The 14,641-nt window shown below is 66.6% G+C and carries 7 protein-coding genes and 1 pseudogene; 2 read left to right on the plus strand and 6 right to left on the minus strand.

Annotation, left to right across the window (positions count from 1 at the left end; translation table 11 throughout):
* Positions 1–17 precede the first annotated feature (17 nt).
* Both KY661_RS01335 and KY661_RS37875 read right to left on the minus strand, forming a co-directional pair.
* Positions 18–1,847 carry a PAS domain-containing protein gene (locus KY661_RS01335; RefSeq protein ID WP_225408447.1) on the minus strand — a complete coding sequence of 610 codons (1,830 nt, stop codon included), beginning with the start codon at positions 1,845–1,847 and terminating at the stop codon, positions 18–20.
* A 259-nt stretch (positions 1,848–2,106) separates the two neighbouring features.
* A pseudogene (locus KY661_RS37875) lies at positions 2,107–2,196 on the minus strand (GFA family protein); the annotation flags it as partial.
* A 200-nt stretch (positions 2,197–2,396) separates the two neighbouring features.
* Here KY661_RS37875 and KY661_RS01340 point away from each other — a divergent pair.
* Positions 2,397–3,515 (plus strand): hypothetical protein, encoded by a 1,119-nt coding sequence (locus tag KY661_RS01340; protein ID WP_225408448.1) that lies wholly within the window; start codon positions 2,397–2,399, stop codon positions 3,513–3,515.
* A gap of 30 nt (positions 3,516–3,545) precedes the next feature.
* Here the strand turns inward: KY661_RS01340 and KY661_RS01345 are convergent, their stop codons facing one another.
* Entirely contained in the window at positions 3,546–4,040 is a 495-nt protein-coding gene (locus KY661_RS01345) for a hypothetical protein (protein ID WP_225408449.1), read from the minus strand.
* A gap of 178 nt (positions 4,041–4,218) precedes the next feature.
* Between KY661_RS01345 and KY661_RS01350 the strand changes: the two genes are divergently transcribed.
* A complete protein-coding gene (locus KY661_RS01350; RefSeq protein WP_225408450.1) occupies positions 4,219–5,724 on the plus strand; it encodes a hypothetical protein in 1,506 nt (501 codons plus the stop codon).
* On the opposite strand, the gene KY661_RS01355 is transcribed toward KY661_RS01350, so the two are convergent.
* The 3 genes from KY661_RS01355 to KY661_RS01365 form a co-directional block, all read right to left on the minus strand.
* Complete coding sequence (locus tag KY661_RS01355) at positions 5,703–9,116, minus strand: nSTAND1 domain-containing NTPase (RefSeq protein WP_225408451.1); 3,414 nt, start codon at positions 9,114–9,116, stop codon at positions 5,703–5,705. The two genes, KY661_RS01350 and KY661_RS01355, sit on opposite strands and share 22 nt — an antisense overlap.
* Positions 9,113–11,107 (minus strand): CHAT domain-containing protein, encoded by a 1,995-nt coding sequence (locus KY661_RS01360; protein WP_225408452.1) that lies wholly within the window; start codon positions 11,105–11,107, stop codon positions 9,113–9,115. Before KY661_RS01360 ends, KY661_RS01355 begins: the two co-directional genes overlap by 4 nt.
* 491 nt (positions 11,108–11,598) lie before the next feature.
* Positions 11,599–14,577, minus strand: coding sequence for a CBM35 domain-containing protein (locus tag KY661_RS01365; RefSeq protein ID WP_225408453.1), 2,979 nt, complete (start codon positions 14,575–14,577; stop codon positions 11,599–11,601).
* Positions 14,578–14,641 lie beyond the last annotated feature (64 nt).

Below are 14,641 nucleotides of genomic sequence, written 5' to 3' on the forward strand. Positions count from 1 at the left end.
GATGGCCCGTTTTCTCGTCAGGGGTGTTCTGCTGCTTTTCGAGCGTTCTCTGCCCTACGGGCTTTCTCCAGCAGGATGCGCGTCTGCTCATCTGCCCGCTCGAACATGCAGAAGACGTGACCCTTGCCTCGGGGGCGCAAGATGGGCGAGCCGATGATGCGGAACCAGGAAACCTTCGCGGCGCCATCCGTCACGTCGAGCCGCGCCCAGTACTCCCCCGTGGTGCCTTCCCGGCGTTGAGTCCGGAGTTTTTCGAGGGGGCCCGACACGAAGGTGGACCCGCGCCGGAAATAGACCTTGCCGTCGCAGACCAGGTCCGCGAGCTGAAGGTTCTCGGAAGGCGGGGTGGGGAGCCAAGACGACGTATCGTGTACCCCGAACTTGGGAATCGGCCTGCGCAGGAGCTCCTCGGCCCGGTCATTGGCGGCGATGATGCGCCCGTCCTCGGTGAAGCGCACCACGCCCACGGGCAGCCCTCGGATGAGGGCGGAGTCCCTCCGTTGGTCCTTGAGGAAGAAGCAGCGGAAGGTGAGCGCTGTGATGCCAAGCAGGCAGGCGACGACGGCGACGAAGCTGACCCAATCCTTGATGCCGCGCGGGGCCGGTTTGAAAAATGCGATCTCATAACGGTCGGCATTTCCCAGCCCGCTGTGGTGGATGGCCGCGGCGAAGTGGCCTCCGGAGGTGACGGTCAAGTCCGAAGCGCCCGAATAGGAGGGGTGCCCGGAGAATTCCCGCCACCATTGCAGGGCTGCGGCTCTGGCTTCGCGGCGCTCGGGATCACTGGAAACTTCGAAGGCGCGGCCTGGGCAGGGAAAGCCTGGCTGCCCACAGACGGTTAATTCGGGAAGGTCCTCCTTCGTGGAGGGCTCCTTCACCCGGACCAGCGTCGTCTTGAAGAGGCGCTGCTCCCGGAGCGACTGCTGGATGAGCCGAGGCGGGAGGCTGATGTCGGTGCAAAAGGCGCCCAGGCGGCCATGGCGATCCGAGACGCGGTAGCAGAGGGTGGTGACGATGCCATTGCCGTTCAGGTCGATGTGAGGGCGGGAGTGGTACCGCTCCTTCGGATAGTCGCGGCTCACACACGGCTGCTCTGTGGTCGGTAGCAGGGTTTGCTGGAACGCGTTGCTTTCCGTGAAGGCATGATGGGCGACGAGCGGTGTCCTCAGCGGGACGAGGGAGCGCAGGGCGCCGTCCATCGAGATGAAATAGAAATTCTTGAAAACGGGAACGTCCAAGGAGAGGTCCACGTGAGAGGGACGGTCCGAGGGCAGCTCAATTGCGGGCTTGTTGAGCATCGGGCGCAGGGCTTCGATGCTCAGGGAGCGCCAGAGACTGGCGTGAAAGGAGGGCTGCTGGCCGGATGAATCGGAGAAGGACACGAGCGGACTGGGAATCCGCAGGGTCGAGCTCTCGCGGCCCTTGTCCTCGAACGCTCTGGGGAAGGGTTCGACGGGGCGCGACCAGCGGCGCTGTTCTTCTGGGGTCGTGAGTGCCTGGAGGGTGCTGAACCGTTCATCCCCGGGCTTGATGTTCGCCTCTTCATGGAGGTGAGCCATGAACAAGGAGTAGGTCTGGTCGGGAACCGTCCCGCCCTCTTGGATCCTTGATTTCTCGGGCGAGGAGTCGGGGCCTTCTTTCAGAGCCTTCGCCTCTTCCCAGGATTCTGCCTGGCACACCGTCCAGGTGAGGTGCTTGCCAATGATGGCGGCCGGCATGGCGGGACGCTGGGCCGAGGAAGAGGGTTCCTGCTCCACCTTGAAGATCCGCTTCAGCTGCGTCATTCCCTGTTCCACTGGGAAAAGCATCTGCCGGGCGAAGAAGCAGGCCACCGCCAGCAAGGCCATGGAGGTGGTGTAGCTCCCGAATCCATTCCGCAGCGCCGCGCGAATTTTGGCCAGAAACCTGGGGCCTAAGCTCCAGCGAGCGCTGGATGGGGCCTCGCTGTGCTCCGACATGCCCTTCCTCCCAGGCCTGGGTCATCCCCAGGGTCATCTGAGTCTGAAGGCGAGAGGTTCCTTTGTGACGGAGGTGAGAAGACGGGAGGCCTCCTCGCATGAGGCAGGGATGGCCAGGCACGGGTGTGCTTGGCCGAGAGGCGCCGTGCATGGCTTGGCAGTCATCGCAATGACAGGACAATTGCACCAAGGGCTTGCTGGTGAGTTCCAGCTGGAGCGCTCCACAGTCAATGGACACATGTGCCGCGCTCCTGGGTGTCTGGTCCTTTCCCGTTGCCGGGGAAAGCTTCCGGGAGGGGGTCCTTCATGATTGTCGCTGTCCTGGCACTCGTCGTGGCGCAGGCTCCAGAGCCCTGTTTGGAGCGTTACCAATCCCTGCACCCCAGTTGCCCTGGACTTGAGAACTGCCCCTCAAGTGAACAGGAAGCATGTTCGCTCTTGGCCAGTCCCTTCCTGGTGGATGAATCACGTCTTGGGCAACTCCTTCGGGAGGACGAGGCCGTCGAGGTCATACATCGCGAGGCAGTCCCGCAGGCCCTCGGTGCTGGAATCGCCGGAACGCCCGGCCAGATCGATGCCACGGCCCAGGTCCAGACGGTAGGGCTCACGGGGGCCTCGCTGGGCATCGTGGCCAGCCGTAATGGCCGCTTCAGTCTCTTTTCCTTCTCCGCCAACCCGCTCGCCCTTTCCAGCGAGGATCTGAGTTCTTTCGTGCATCTCTCGCGTCTCTTCGATGTCAGCGTGGTACTCCCCGCGCCCATCGAGACGCCCCCGCCAGGATTCTTTGGGCTGAGGGCCAACCTTGACTTCATCGGCGCTGCAGTGGCCCGCAGCGAGTTCGAGACCCTGTCGGCCACGGTGCTCCATGCTCAACGTGAGGAGTTGAAGCGCGCGCTCGATGGGCTTACTCCCGAGCAGCGGACCCAGTGTCTCGAGCTCCTCCTCCGTCCTGGCACCACGCTCGATGGGCTTGCCGCCTGCTCCCCGGAACTTCCTGCCCGCTTCCGGGCCGCAGTGTCCGCGTCTCCCCTGCTCCGCAAAGCCCTCAACGGCTTCCAGGACGCGGCCGACGCGTCCCATGGGGGGCTCAATGTTCAGATGGACATTCCAACGACCCGGTCCAGCGCCGTGCCCTTTCGCGCAGCGCTCCTGGGCTCCGGGACGTACGGCCTCGTCAGGGACATGAGTTCCCCATGGCGGCTCGATGCCATGGCCTCGCTGGGGCCGGACTACTTGCTCCAATCCGGGAATGGCGCCCTGGGGGTTACCCTGGCGGCTGCCCTGGCCGTGAGGGTCCGGCTCCTCCGGGGCATGCCAAGACTGCATTCGAGCCTTGGGTTGAGAGGCCATATTGGCCAGGACTCGCAGGTGCGTGTTCTCAGCCTTGCGAGCCGGCCCGGGAACTACCTGCAGGCTCAATGGGGTGCCAGCCTTCCGATCGGGCGGAGCGGCGTGGCCGTGTCCGGTGGCATGAACTGGGCCCTCACGGGCGAGGAGACCGGCCAGGTGGGGGTCTCCATGAACCTCCTCTATTCGCTGCCGGGTCAGGGACGATGACCGCGGAGATCTCTCGCCCGGAGGGTGGCATTACCCTGCCGGAGCAAGGAACAGGTTGCCCACCACCGCGTCCGCCAACAAGGCCGCCTGGCCTTGCGGCAGGTTGAGCCTGGAGGCACTTTGAAGGGCCGTCTCGCGTATGCGGGTGAGCAACTCGGGAGTCAGCGAGATTCCCTTGGACTGAGGCTTGTCCATGGGCTCCCTGAACTTCTTGAACATTCTCTTCACGAGTTCTCCCACGAAACCCGTGCTCTCCGTCCTGATCTGTTTCTTGATCTCCACCCCAAGGAACGTGACGACCTGGGTGGCGACCGTCAGAATGACGGGGGTCATCTGGGTCAATAGCTCTCCCATGCCGAAGCCGAGGATCTCATCCTGGGGCGAGCTCCCTCGCAGCACCTTGTCCGGATCCTCGAAGTAAGCAGTGCGAGCCGCCTCGAACCGTGGCAACTCCGCGGGAGCTATCTGGCGGACCAGATCCCGTGAAAGCTCCGAAATAATTTGCACCTGGTCTTGGTCAATCACGGTGTGAACCTCCCGTCTCTCAGGCATAGACAGCGCTCTGCCTTACGTTGAAGAGGCGAGCTTCAAATGGGAAGGGGCGCACCAAGAGCGCTGTCAATCGCTCAGCCCTCCAGCCCCTTCCATCGTGCCATCCCCAGCCAGGCCTCCCGATATCTGAGAGAAGTGGAACGTCATGGGCATGCGACAACCCCTCTCCCCGCTGGAACCCCTCGAACTCCTGCTCGCCAGGGCCGATGACCATCAACCGGTTCTACCCTCCGGTCTTGAGCCAGAGTCCGTCCAGGGTGCCCCTCGGCCCGAGCGGTTGCCGCGCCGGGCGGAAGTGCCCCTGCTTGAGAGGCTTGATGCGGACCCGAACGCCCTTCCCGAGCAGCGCTGGGGAGTGCTTGCGCCCGAGGGCCACGAAGGCAGCCTGCTGCTGCGAGCCATCGCGCCGTTGGTGGAGCACCGGGCACGGCAGCAGGACGCGGAGGTGATGGTCTACCGGGTGCCCCCGGACATGGACGCAGCCCAGGCGGTCACCTGGAGGGAGCGGGTATACCGGGATGAGCGCCTCCCCCAGGAAGAGCGGCCCAGGTACCTGCTGATGCTGGGGGGGCCGGAGCAGCTCTCCCTCGAGCTCCAGCACGTGCTGGCGCAGGGGGCCTTCGTGGGCCGGTTGCACTTCGCAACGCGGGAAGGGACACCGGACCTCGCCAGCCATACCGCCTATGTGGAGAAGGTGCTGGCCCATGAGCATTCTGCTGAAGAGGCCGAAGCTCCCGACGTCTTGCTCTACACAGCCGCTGATGGCTCGCGGGCCACCGTCCAGGGCCACCATCTCCTGATGGAGCCCTGCCGGAAGGTGGTGGAGGCGCGATGGCTCCCCAGGCATCTGGCGAGGCAGCTCCAAGTCCTCTCTGGAGAGGAGCCAGAGGGGTTACCCCGTGTGGCCGGCGCGGCGCGCACGGGGATGTTGCTCTCGGTGTCGCATGGGCTGGGAGCACCGAGGGGGGGATGGGCCTCCGCCGAGCAGCAGCGGGCAAAGCAGGGAGCCCTTTGTCTGACGCCCGGGTTGGAGTTCACCGCAGACGAGGTCCGGCAGCTCCCGTTCCTTCCGGGAGGCCTCTGGTTTTGCGTGGCGTGCTTCGGGGCGGCCACTCCAGGCAAGAGCGCCTTCCATGCCTGGCTGTCCATGCTAGCGCGGCAACAGCTCTTCCCTGGCCGCCCAGAGGCTGTACTCGACAGCCTGCCCCGGCCTGGAGAGTCCCCCTTCCTCGCCGCGCTCCCCCAGGCGTTGCTGGCCAATCCGCTCGGTCCCCTGGCGTTCCTGGGACACAGTGATTTGGCCTGGAACTTCGGATTCGCCAGCCCGGACAACCTCACCGAGAGCCGCGCTTCTCGCATCCTCTCGGCACTCGAGGCCCTGGCGAAGGGCAGCCGTGTGGGGGTTGCGCTCGATGCACTGATGCGCTCCTTCCGGGACGTGAATGATGGGCTGATGTCCGCCTACCAGGATCGGCAGGAGGCGCTGGAGGAGGGACGGCCAGATCCCACGGATCCCAAACGGCTGGGATACCTCTGGATGCTCCGCAATGACTTGAGAGGCTATCTCCTGCTGGGAGATCCGGCGGTCCGGCTTCAGCTCCGGCGAACCACGGGAAAAGAGAACCCTCCGCACGTTCAGGAGGGCGTCCGGTCATAAGCGCGCTCACAGCGGGTATACCGCCTGCGGGCCTGCGCCTCGTGCTCACGCAGATAGGTCTTGCGCAGGTCCGGCGTCAGGCAGTCCTTGTTGTCATGACGCAGATGTTGCTGGAACTCGGGAATCGAAAGGAGGGTCCAACTCTTCGCTGTTCCGTCGTTGCCGGCGGTAACGAGGTGCTGGCCATCCGGACTGAAGGCAATGGATTGGACCGGTCCGGTGTGTCCTTGCAGGAGGAAAGGTTCATCTGCGCCATTGGCTGGCCACACCCGGGCCGTCCCATCGTCTCCCGAGGTGGCGATGCGCTGGCCCTCCGGGCTGAAGACGGCGGACCGGACCGGCCCTTCGTGCCCCCGCAGCACGAGAGGATCGCCCCTCCCATCCGCCCCCCATACGCGTGCTGTTCCATCATCTCCCGAGGTAACGATGCGTTGGCCGTCCGGGCTGAACGCGGCGGACGTCACGACGCCCGCATGCCCTCGCAGCACGAAGGGTTTGCCGGTCCCATCGACTCGCCAGACGCGCGCCGTCCCGTCCCACGAGGCGGTGACGATGCGCTGGCCGTCCGGGCTGAACGCCGCAGTTTGTACCTGCGCCGTGTGTCCCTTGAGCATAACGGGGGGGCCCGTTCCATCCGCCTGCCACACGCGTGCCGTCCCATCGGTGCTCGCGGTGACGATGCGCTGGCCATCTGGGCTGAAGGCGGCGGAAACGGCCTGGCCCGCATGTCCCTTGAGCACCACGGGCTCGCCGGTCCCATCGGCCCGCCAGATGCGCGCCGTCCCGTCCCACGAGGCGGTGACGACGGACTGGCCATCCGGGCTGAAGGCGGCGGTTTGCACCTGCGCCGTGTGTCCCCGCAGGACCACGGGCTCGCCCATTGCATCGGCTCGCCAGACGCGCGCCGTCCCGTCCCACGAGGCGGTGACGACATGCTGCCCGTCTGGACTGAAGGCGGCGGAGGTGACTGGCCCCGCATGCCGCCGGAGTACCCTGGGCTCCGCTGGGCCTGCGGCTCGCCAGACGCGCGCCGTCCCGTCCCACGAGGCGGTGACGACATGCTGCCCGTCTGGACTGAAGACGGCGGACATGAGCAGCCCCTTGTGCCCCTCCAACTCCACGGGTTGGCCGGGTCCATGGGCCCACCACACGCGCGCCGTCCCATCCCAGGAAGCGGTGGCGATGGACCGTCCATCCGGGCTGAAGACGGCGGACTGAACCTGCGCCGTGTGCCCCTTCATCACCCAGGGCGTTCCCGTTCCATCGGCCCGCCAGACGCGCGCCGTCCCGTCCCACGAGGCGGTGACGACGGACTGGCCATCCGGGCTGAAGGCGGCGGACACGACTGCTCCCTCGTGCCCCGTCAGCACGACGGACTCTCCCGTTCCATCGGCCCGCCAGACGCGCGCCGTCCCGTCCGGGCTGGCGGTGACGATGCGCTGTCCGTCCGGGCTGAAGGCGGCGGATTGCACCTGCCCCCCATGTCCCTTGAGCACCACGGGCTCGCCGGTCCCATCGGCCCGCCAGACGCGAGCCGTTCCATCCCCCGAGGCGGTGACAACGGACTGGCCATCCGGGCTGAAGGCGGCGGATTGCACCTGCCCCCCATGTCCCTTGAGCACCACGGGCTCGCCGGTCCCATCAGCTCGCCACACGCACGCAGTCCCGTCCCACGAGGCGGTGACAGCGAACTGTCCATCCGGGCTGAAAGCGGCGGACACAACCGGCCCCGTGTGCCCTGTCAATTCCACGGGATTGCCCGTTCCGTCCGCCCGCCAAACACGCGCTGTCCCATTCCATGAGGCGGTGACGACAAACTGGCCCTCCGGGCTGAAGGCCGCTGCGGTGAGAAGCCCCTCTTGTCCCTTCAACGCCACGGGCGGGCCCGTCCCATCTGTTCGCCACACCTGTGCCGTGCCGTCCGCGCTGGCGGTAACGACATGCTGGCCATCTGGGCTGAAACGGGCCGCGTAGATCGCTCCTGGGGCACGAAATGTCACCTCTGGAGAACCCCGCGCGAGGGTGCCGTGAGCGAGCGTCTCCCACCCGCGAATTCGCGCTGGCCGATGGATTTCGAGCAGCAGCTTCATCGCCATCGCGGATTGGCCACGCTCGAGCAGTTCCCGCGCCCCCGACATCAAGGACTGGTTGCGGGCCTGCTCTGCCTGCAACAACGCCCACAAGAACAGCCCTCCCATCGCCACGGCCACCGCCAGCGCCATCCCGGAGACGAGCCGCAACCTGCGCCAGCGGACACGCTCCCGCTGTGACGCCTCTTGCCGCAACCGCTCCTGCTTGAGTTCGAAGACCTTCTTCGCCAGCCAGTCGTGGCCGAGTTCGAAGTAACGGCTGCCGTGGTGCTCTCCGGCGAGCAGCACCGAGCTTCCCTCCAAGGTGGCCAACACCCGCTCCGCTTGCCCTGGCGGGAGCGCGGCACGTGCCTGCTGCTCGGTCAGCAACGCCCGGCTCCCATCGCTGGCCACCAGGTGGTCCTCCAGCAACCGCCGGGCATCTGCCGCCAGGGGCTCCAGTCCTTCCAACGTTGCATCCAGGTAGCGGTGCAGGATGGGCTCGGCCGCGACCGGCCCTTCCTCCGTCTTCCCGGCGGCGCGCTCCTCCCAAAGCGCGCGGCAGACAATCTGTGCGAAGGCCGTCTGTACCTCCGCCACGTCCGTGGCGTCCTGTCCCGGTGCCCGTACCTGGAGCATCAGCTCAAGCACCTCTGGCGGGGGCCAATGCTGCGCGGGGATACCGGAGGCCGCCAGCTTACGCGCCACGTCCACCATCTCCCTCACCGTCAGCGGGCCGAGGCGGAGGCCTTGCTCCAGCAACTCCGTCGAGCCGCGCAACCGCTCCCGGAATCGTCCCAGATAGTCCTCGCGCAACAGCAGCACGAGCTGCAATCCCCGAAAGGGGTTGCGTACCAACCGCACCAGTCCTTTGAGCAGTGCGTCCGTTTGTTCCGGATCGCGTCCGGGAAAGAGGAGCTGCTCGAGTTGGTCCAGGTAGAGCAACACCGGCCGGCCCGAGCGCCGCTCCGTCAGCCGTACCGCTTCATCGAGCGCCGCATCCGGGCTCAGCCCCGCGGGCACCGCGCCAAGCCGCAGGTCCGTGAACATCGCATGGACAAGCCATTCCAGGGGCACGTGGCTGGCCAGCCACGTGTCGACGCGGACCACGCGGAACTCATGCTTCTCCTCCAGCAGGGGAATCACTCCGGCCTGCATGAGCGAGGATTTGCCTGCTCCCGAGGGCCCGAAGAGAAGGAAACAGGGCCAGGCGAGGATGCTTTGCACCAGCTTGCGCGTGGACTCTTCCCGGCCGAAGAAGCGTTCCCGGTCGCTCGTGCGGTAGGGCAGGGGACCCAGAAAGGGATTGGCGAAGCCGCTCATCCTTTCCCTCCAGCGGTCAGCGCTTCGAGCCATGCCTTCAGTTCCTCATCCGTCGATTCGAGCGCCCTTACCCCCATCTTCCCAGGCAGCCCCCTGCCTTCCTCCCACAGCGCCCGCTCGTGCCTCCCGGGAGCAGCGATGGCCAAGCTGCCGCGCATCAACGTGCGTCCGCCAAAGAGCTGGTAGAGCAGCACCCGGTGGCACCAGTCCAGAATGGACAGTCCAATGAGAAGGAGCGGACGCAGGCTCAGGGCGCTCTGGATGGACTCGACCATCTCGAAGGGCAGCAGGCTCGACATGCCTCGGCTGCCCATCAGGTAATCATCCTCGGTGAGCAGGGGTTTGCTGAAGAGGTGGGCTGGCAGATAGCCGGAGCAGAGCCGGAGCACCACCCCCTCCCGCTCCGTGTCCAGCGACGTTGGGAGCTTGCGCAGCCGTTCCCAGCGGCTACTGCCCGCCTCGCGCCGCATCATTACGGCGCGTCCGTCAGCGCTTGATGAAGGCTGGATGGCATGGATCGTGAGTTCCGGATGCTGCTCGGAGAGCGCCTGCTCCAGCACGGGCAATCGCAGGAGTGTGATGTGGACGCCGGTCCCGAGCCGCTTTGCCAATAGCTCGAGCAGGGGCGGCATGAAATCCGTCTGGCCGAATACCTCCTGGAACTCGTAGTTCAGCTCCTCCTGACCAATGCGCAGCGCGAAGTGCTGCGCCAGGGTGCTCAGTGGCATCTCGTGTGGCACGGAGCCTGTCTTCTGCGCGAGTTCGCCCTGCAGCCGCTCGCGCAAGCTCCGGAAGGTGGGCGCCTCCACCTCCCAGCGATCTCCCAGCATCAGCGTGAAGGGCTGCTCCAGGAGCCGCACCAGGGCCTGAGGCGGAGGGGCCGTCTCCAGCCGCGTGGCCGTGGGCAGTGGGGGCGAGACCTTGCGTGCCTTGAAATCGAACAGCACAGGGTCGCAGCCGCGCAGGAACAACACGGGAGAGAAGGCCTCGGCACTGCCCTCCAGCTCCACCAGCACGCTGCGCCGGGCCTCGTTGAGGCTGAGCGCCACATCTCCCTCCTGCTGGGCCGCACGGGTGAGCGCCCGGTAGAAAGCACGCGAGCAGCGAAGGGCCATGTCCATCCGTACCGGCCAAAGGTAGGCGACGACGGCATCCGCCGCGGTGCGCGCCAGCAGCTCCGCCGCGCTCGCCAAGGTGCCGGGGTTCGCTCCCTCACAGGATTCCAGGACGATGAGCCGGAGGGGGCCCTTGCCCCAGGCATGGTGGAGCTGCTGCGCCAGCAACTCCACGGGAACCCAGCTCTCTTCCTCCCCCTCCTCGTCCGCCAGCCGGAGCACAGGCTTTCCCTCGTGCAAGCCTCCATGTCCGACGAAGTGGATGATGTGCGGCTCAGGCTGGCGCCTCAGGCGTTCGAAGAAGGCGGCTTTCCGGGCCCGTGGGCCTGTGAGGGGCTCAAGCCACTCGATTTCGCCCGAAGCGAGGCTTTCGTGGAGTGCTCCCTGCAGCCTGGGAAACACGTGTGGGTGCAGCGGCGCGATGGCAAGGAGCCTCACCGCGCTTCGCACCTCGCGCGGCTGCCAGGGCTCGGGCGAGCGCACGCCGCGCACCGGCAGGAGGCTTGCCGAGTTCCCCAGGAACTCGAAGTCCCTGCCGGGCTCACAGAGGGCCTCCCAGGGGAAGCCTTGAAGGTCCGCCCCATGGAGCATGAAACGAAGCAGAACGGGCCTTCCACCCGAGGCCTCGCGCAGCCGCGCGAGCACCTGCTGAAGGTCCCCCTGAAAGAGGGCGCGATGGAGTGTCTGGACCTGCCGTGCGAGTTCGGGCTCGAGGGGCCTGCCTCTCTCGGCCCCCGCCTTCAGGCGCTTGGCGAGCGCCTGCAAGGTTTCCTCGGTGATATCAGGCCCTAGCAGGTGCAGACCAGGTTGCTCGTGGCGGCAGCCGAGCCCCCGCGCCCGCAGCCCAGCACCACTCCACTCGACATCGATTTCCAACCAATTCCTGTCAGAAATGGCCCTCTCCCGCGTGGCTCTCTCCGGAACAACACACGGACTGTTCGTGGAGATGGATCAAGCCTTCGGAAGGCTGAACAGGCTCGGGGACTGCGGAGGAGTTCGGGGCCGCTGAGCATCCAGGTGTAGACGTCGTGACCCGCTGATCCGCAATGGCCCTCTCCCGCGTGGCTCTCTCCGGAACAACACACGGACTGTTCGTGGAGATGGATCAAGCCTTCGGAAGGCGAGCGAACCGTGGCGTTGCAGGCCTGTGGGGTGAACAGGCTCGGGGACTGCGGAGGAGTTCGGGGCCGCTGAGCATCCAGGTGTAGACGTCGTGACCCGCTGATCCGCTGCAGGTGCGCGACCAGGAGTCATGCCCCACGCCCGGATAGAGGGTGAGCAAGGCGGCGAGGTTCGCCACGGGGGAGCAGGTAAAGAAAAACCCAGCAACCCTTTCAGGTTGCTGGGCTTCCCGTGACGGAGGGGCCTTACCAGCCGCTGTTGCCGGACACCTTGTTGAAGGTGAACCGGTTGCTGGGGTTCAGCAGGCCCCCCGAGGCCGCGCCGGTCACGGTCACGTTGGTGCAGGTGGCCGTCCCGGGCACGTTCTGGGTCTCCAGCCCATAGGTCCCCGCGCCCTTGATGGTGACGTTGGTCAGGGTCACGTTGGAGATGGGCTCGTTGTTCACGGGCGGCTGGGTGGGCGGCGGGGTCTGGCCGAAGCTGAGCTTGACGCCCGAGAAGGTGCTGTCGTTGAGCTCCACGCCCTCGACCAGGATGTGGCCCGTGATGGCCCTGCGCGCCGCGTGGATCCACACCGCCCCGGCGGTCATGGCGAAGTTCACCTTCTGCTCGCCGCCGGTCCGGTTCAGCGTCACCCGCTTGATTTCGGTGGTGCCCAGGAAGGGCAGGTCCGCGAACCAGTCGGTGAGCAGCACGCCCGACGAGGCGTAGTGCGTGTCCGAGCCCACGCTGTCCAGGAGCTTGTTGTCCCGGCCGTTGTAGATGGCGAAGGTGTTGGCGAGGTTGGGAATCTGCGCGGTGTCGTAACGGAACGTGCAGTTCTCGTTGATGTTGCCGTCGGACCACATGGCGAAGGCGTCATCGCCCGTGTTGCGCGCGTGCACGTGGCTGACCGTCGAGTTCTTGATGCCCGCATGGAGGTTGATGCCGTCCGCGTAGACGTTGCGCACGCGGCCGTTGACGATGAACAGGCCGTCGGTTCCTGGTTTGATCCAGTAGCCGACCTTCGCGTGCTCGATCCAGACGTTCTGGATGTGTGAGCCCGTGCCGAAGTTCCCCTCGAACGCCGCGCGATCCGGGCCATCCTGGCGCTCGACGATGTCACCGAAGTACGCCAGATCGAACACCTGGACGTTGTTGCCCGTGCCGGTGAAGTGGTCTCCGTAGTGGGTGGCCTGGATGCGCGTGTACCAGGGGCCCGCGCCGCGCAGGTGGATGGTCTCCAGGTCCACCCGGCTGTTGAGGTGGAATACGCCCGGGGGAATCCAGACCCCCACCTTGCCGGTGGACTTCGCGCTGCTGATGGCACTGCGCAGGGCCTGCGAGTCATCCACGTTGTCGTCCGCCCGGGCCCCGAAGTCCGTGATGCTCACGAAGTTCATGGGCATGGTCAGCGCCGGGTCCACCTGCTCGAGATCGATCAGGTCGACCGTGTAGTAGGCCGCCGTATCCCCGCTGTCCTTCTGCAGCTTGACGGTGGCCCCCGCAGGAATGGCGGGCAGCAGGAACCGGCTCTCGTCATAGAAGCGGTGCGGACCCGGATCCCACTCGCCCGGCTTGGAGGGCGTGCCCGGGCTGTTGCCGTAGGGGTAGCCGCCGTAGACCCAGGCGTGCTTGGAGCTGAGCGGCAGCGCCTGGACCTTGCTGCCGTTGACGTAGAGGCTCAGCGTTGCGTTGGTGCCGGTGCCCGTTGCCGTGTCCGGCATGCTGTAGCGCACGACGAGCGAGTTGGCCGCCTGGGGCGCCGTCCACTGCACGTAGTGGCCCGTCTGGGTGAGCTTGACGGCCCGGCGCCCCGAGGACTCGGCCTCCACCGTGCCCGGCGTCCGGTTGGGGCTGAGCACCGTGGCGTTGGTCGAGCCCGCTTCGGCCTCCAGCTCCTGGTAGGGCAGGGTGGCGCCCCGGGCCGCGAGGGCCTTGCCATCGACGATGGCCACGGCGTTGATGTTCACCCCGCCGGTGGTGCCGGGATCATACTGATAGGTGATGGTGTTGAGCCCCCGGCGCAGGGTCAGGCTCTCCGTCTTCAGCGCCCAGCCCGAGGTGCTGGTGCTGGCCAGGTTCGTCGTCGCGAAATACAGGCCGTTGACGTAGACGTTCAGGGTCTTGGCGGTGCCCGAGGGGTTCGCGTAGTGCAGCCCCACGGTGTGGTTCTTCGCGGTGTCCGCGTTGACCGTGAAGATGGCGCGCGCGCCCACGGCGGCGAAGTTCCGCAGGTGGGTGGACTCGCGGATGACGCCGCCGGAGAAGAACTGCTCCTCTGCTTCATACACGAAGCCTGAGCCCGCGGGCGGAGCGGGGGGCGGAGGCGGCGGCGGGGCCACCGCGCTGACGTTGATGCTGTCCAGGTTGACGTTGCCCGAGTCGGAGGTGTCGAACTTGTAGCTCAGCGTCTGGGCGCCCGCGCTCAGCGCGAGGGTCTCGGTCTGCGTGCCCCACGTGTCCCAGTTGGCCGTGGCCTCGAGTGAGACTTGCTTCAGCTTCGTGGTGCCCCGGTAGAGGCTCAGGGTCTTCACGCTGCCGGTGCCGTTGGCGTAGCGCAGCGCCACCTCGTAGTTGCCCGCGGAGGCTGCGGTGACGGTGAAGCGGACGGCGGCATTGCCCTTGTTGCTGTCGGTGAAGCCGCCCACGAAGGCGCTACCGGAGGCGCCGGTGTGGTCGGTGGCCCGCACCGCGCCGCCCAGCAGTTCCGCGTTCTCCGCCTCGTAGAGGGGGCCCGAGCCCTGGGGCGGCGGCGTCACCACCGCGTTCACGCTGAGGCTGTCCAGGTTGACGTTGCCCGAGTCGGAGGTGTCGAACTTGTAGCTCAGCGTCTGGGCGCCCGCGCTCAGGGCGAGGGTCTCGGTTTGCGTGCCCCAGGTGTCCCAGTTGGCCGTCGCGGCCAGGGTGATCTGCTTGAGCTTCGTGGTGCCCCGGTAGAGGCTCAGGGTCATTGGGCTGCCGGTGCCGTTGGCATAGCGCAGCGCCACGTCGTGGTTGCCCGCGGCGGCGGCGGTGACGGTGAAGCGGACGGTGGCATTGCCCTTGTTGCCGTCGGTGAAGCCGCCCACGAAGGCATTGCCGGAGGCGCCGGTATGGTCGGTAGCCCGCACCGTGCCGCCCAGCAGCTCCGCGTTCTCCGCTTCGTAGACCGTGGCGGCCGACTGCTGTTCCGACGCCCCGCTGTCTTCGGGGGACAGCGCCTCAGGGGACAGGCATCCCGCGCCAGCGCTCAAGCTGGTCATCAGGAGCATCCGCGAGCCCCACGTTCTCCATAAGCTCTTCATCCGGGTCCTCTCGTTTTCCCGG

It is taken from the genome of Allostigmatella hybrida, assembly GCF_020103775.1.
Taxonomy (GTDB): Bacteria; Myxococcota; Myxococcia; order Myxococcales; family Myxococcaceae; genus Hyalangium; species Hyalangium aurantiaca.

Excerpts from the sequence above, each read along its gene's own strand:
- KY661_RS01350 (WP_225408450.1), top strand. The coding sequence starts at position 4,219 with ATGCGACAACCCCTCTCCCCGCTGGAACCCCTCGAACTCCTGCTCGCC.
- KY661_RS01335 (WP_225408447.1), bottom strand. The coding sequence starts at position 1,847 with ATGGCCTTGCTGGCGGTGGCCTGCTTCTTCGCCCGGCAGATGCTTTTC.
- KY661_RS01355 (WP_225408451.1), bottom strand. The coding sequence starts at position 9,116 with ATGAGCGGCTTCGCCAATCCCTTTCTGGGTCCCCTGCCCTACCGCACG.
- KY661_RS01365 (WP_225408453.1), bottom strand. The coding sequence starts at position 14,577 with ATGACCAGCTTGAGCGCTGGCGCGGGATGCCTGTCCCCTGAGGCGCTG.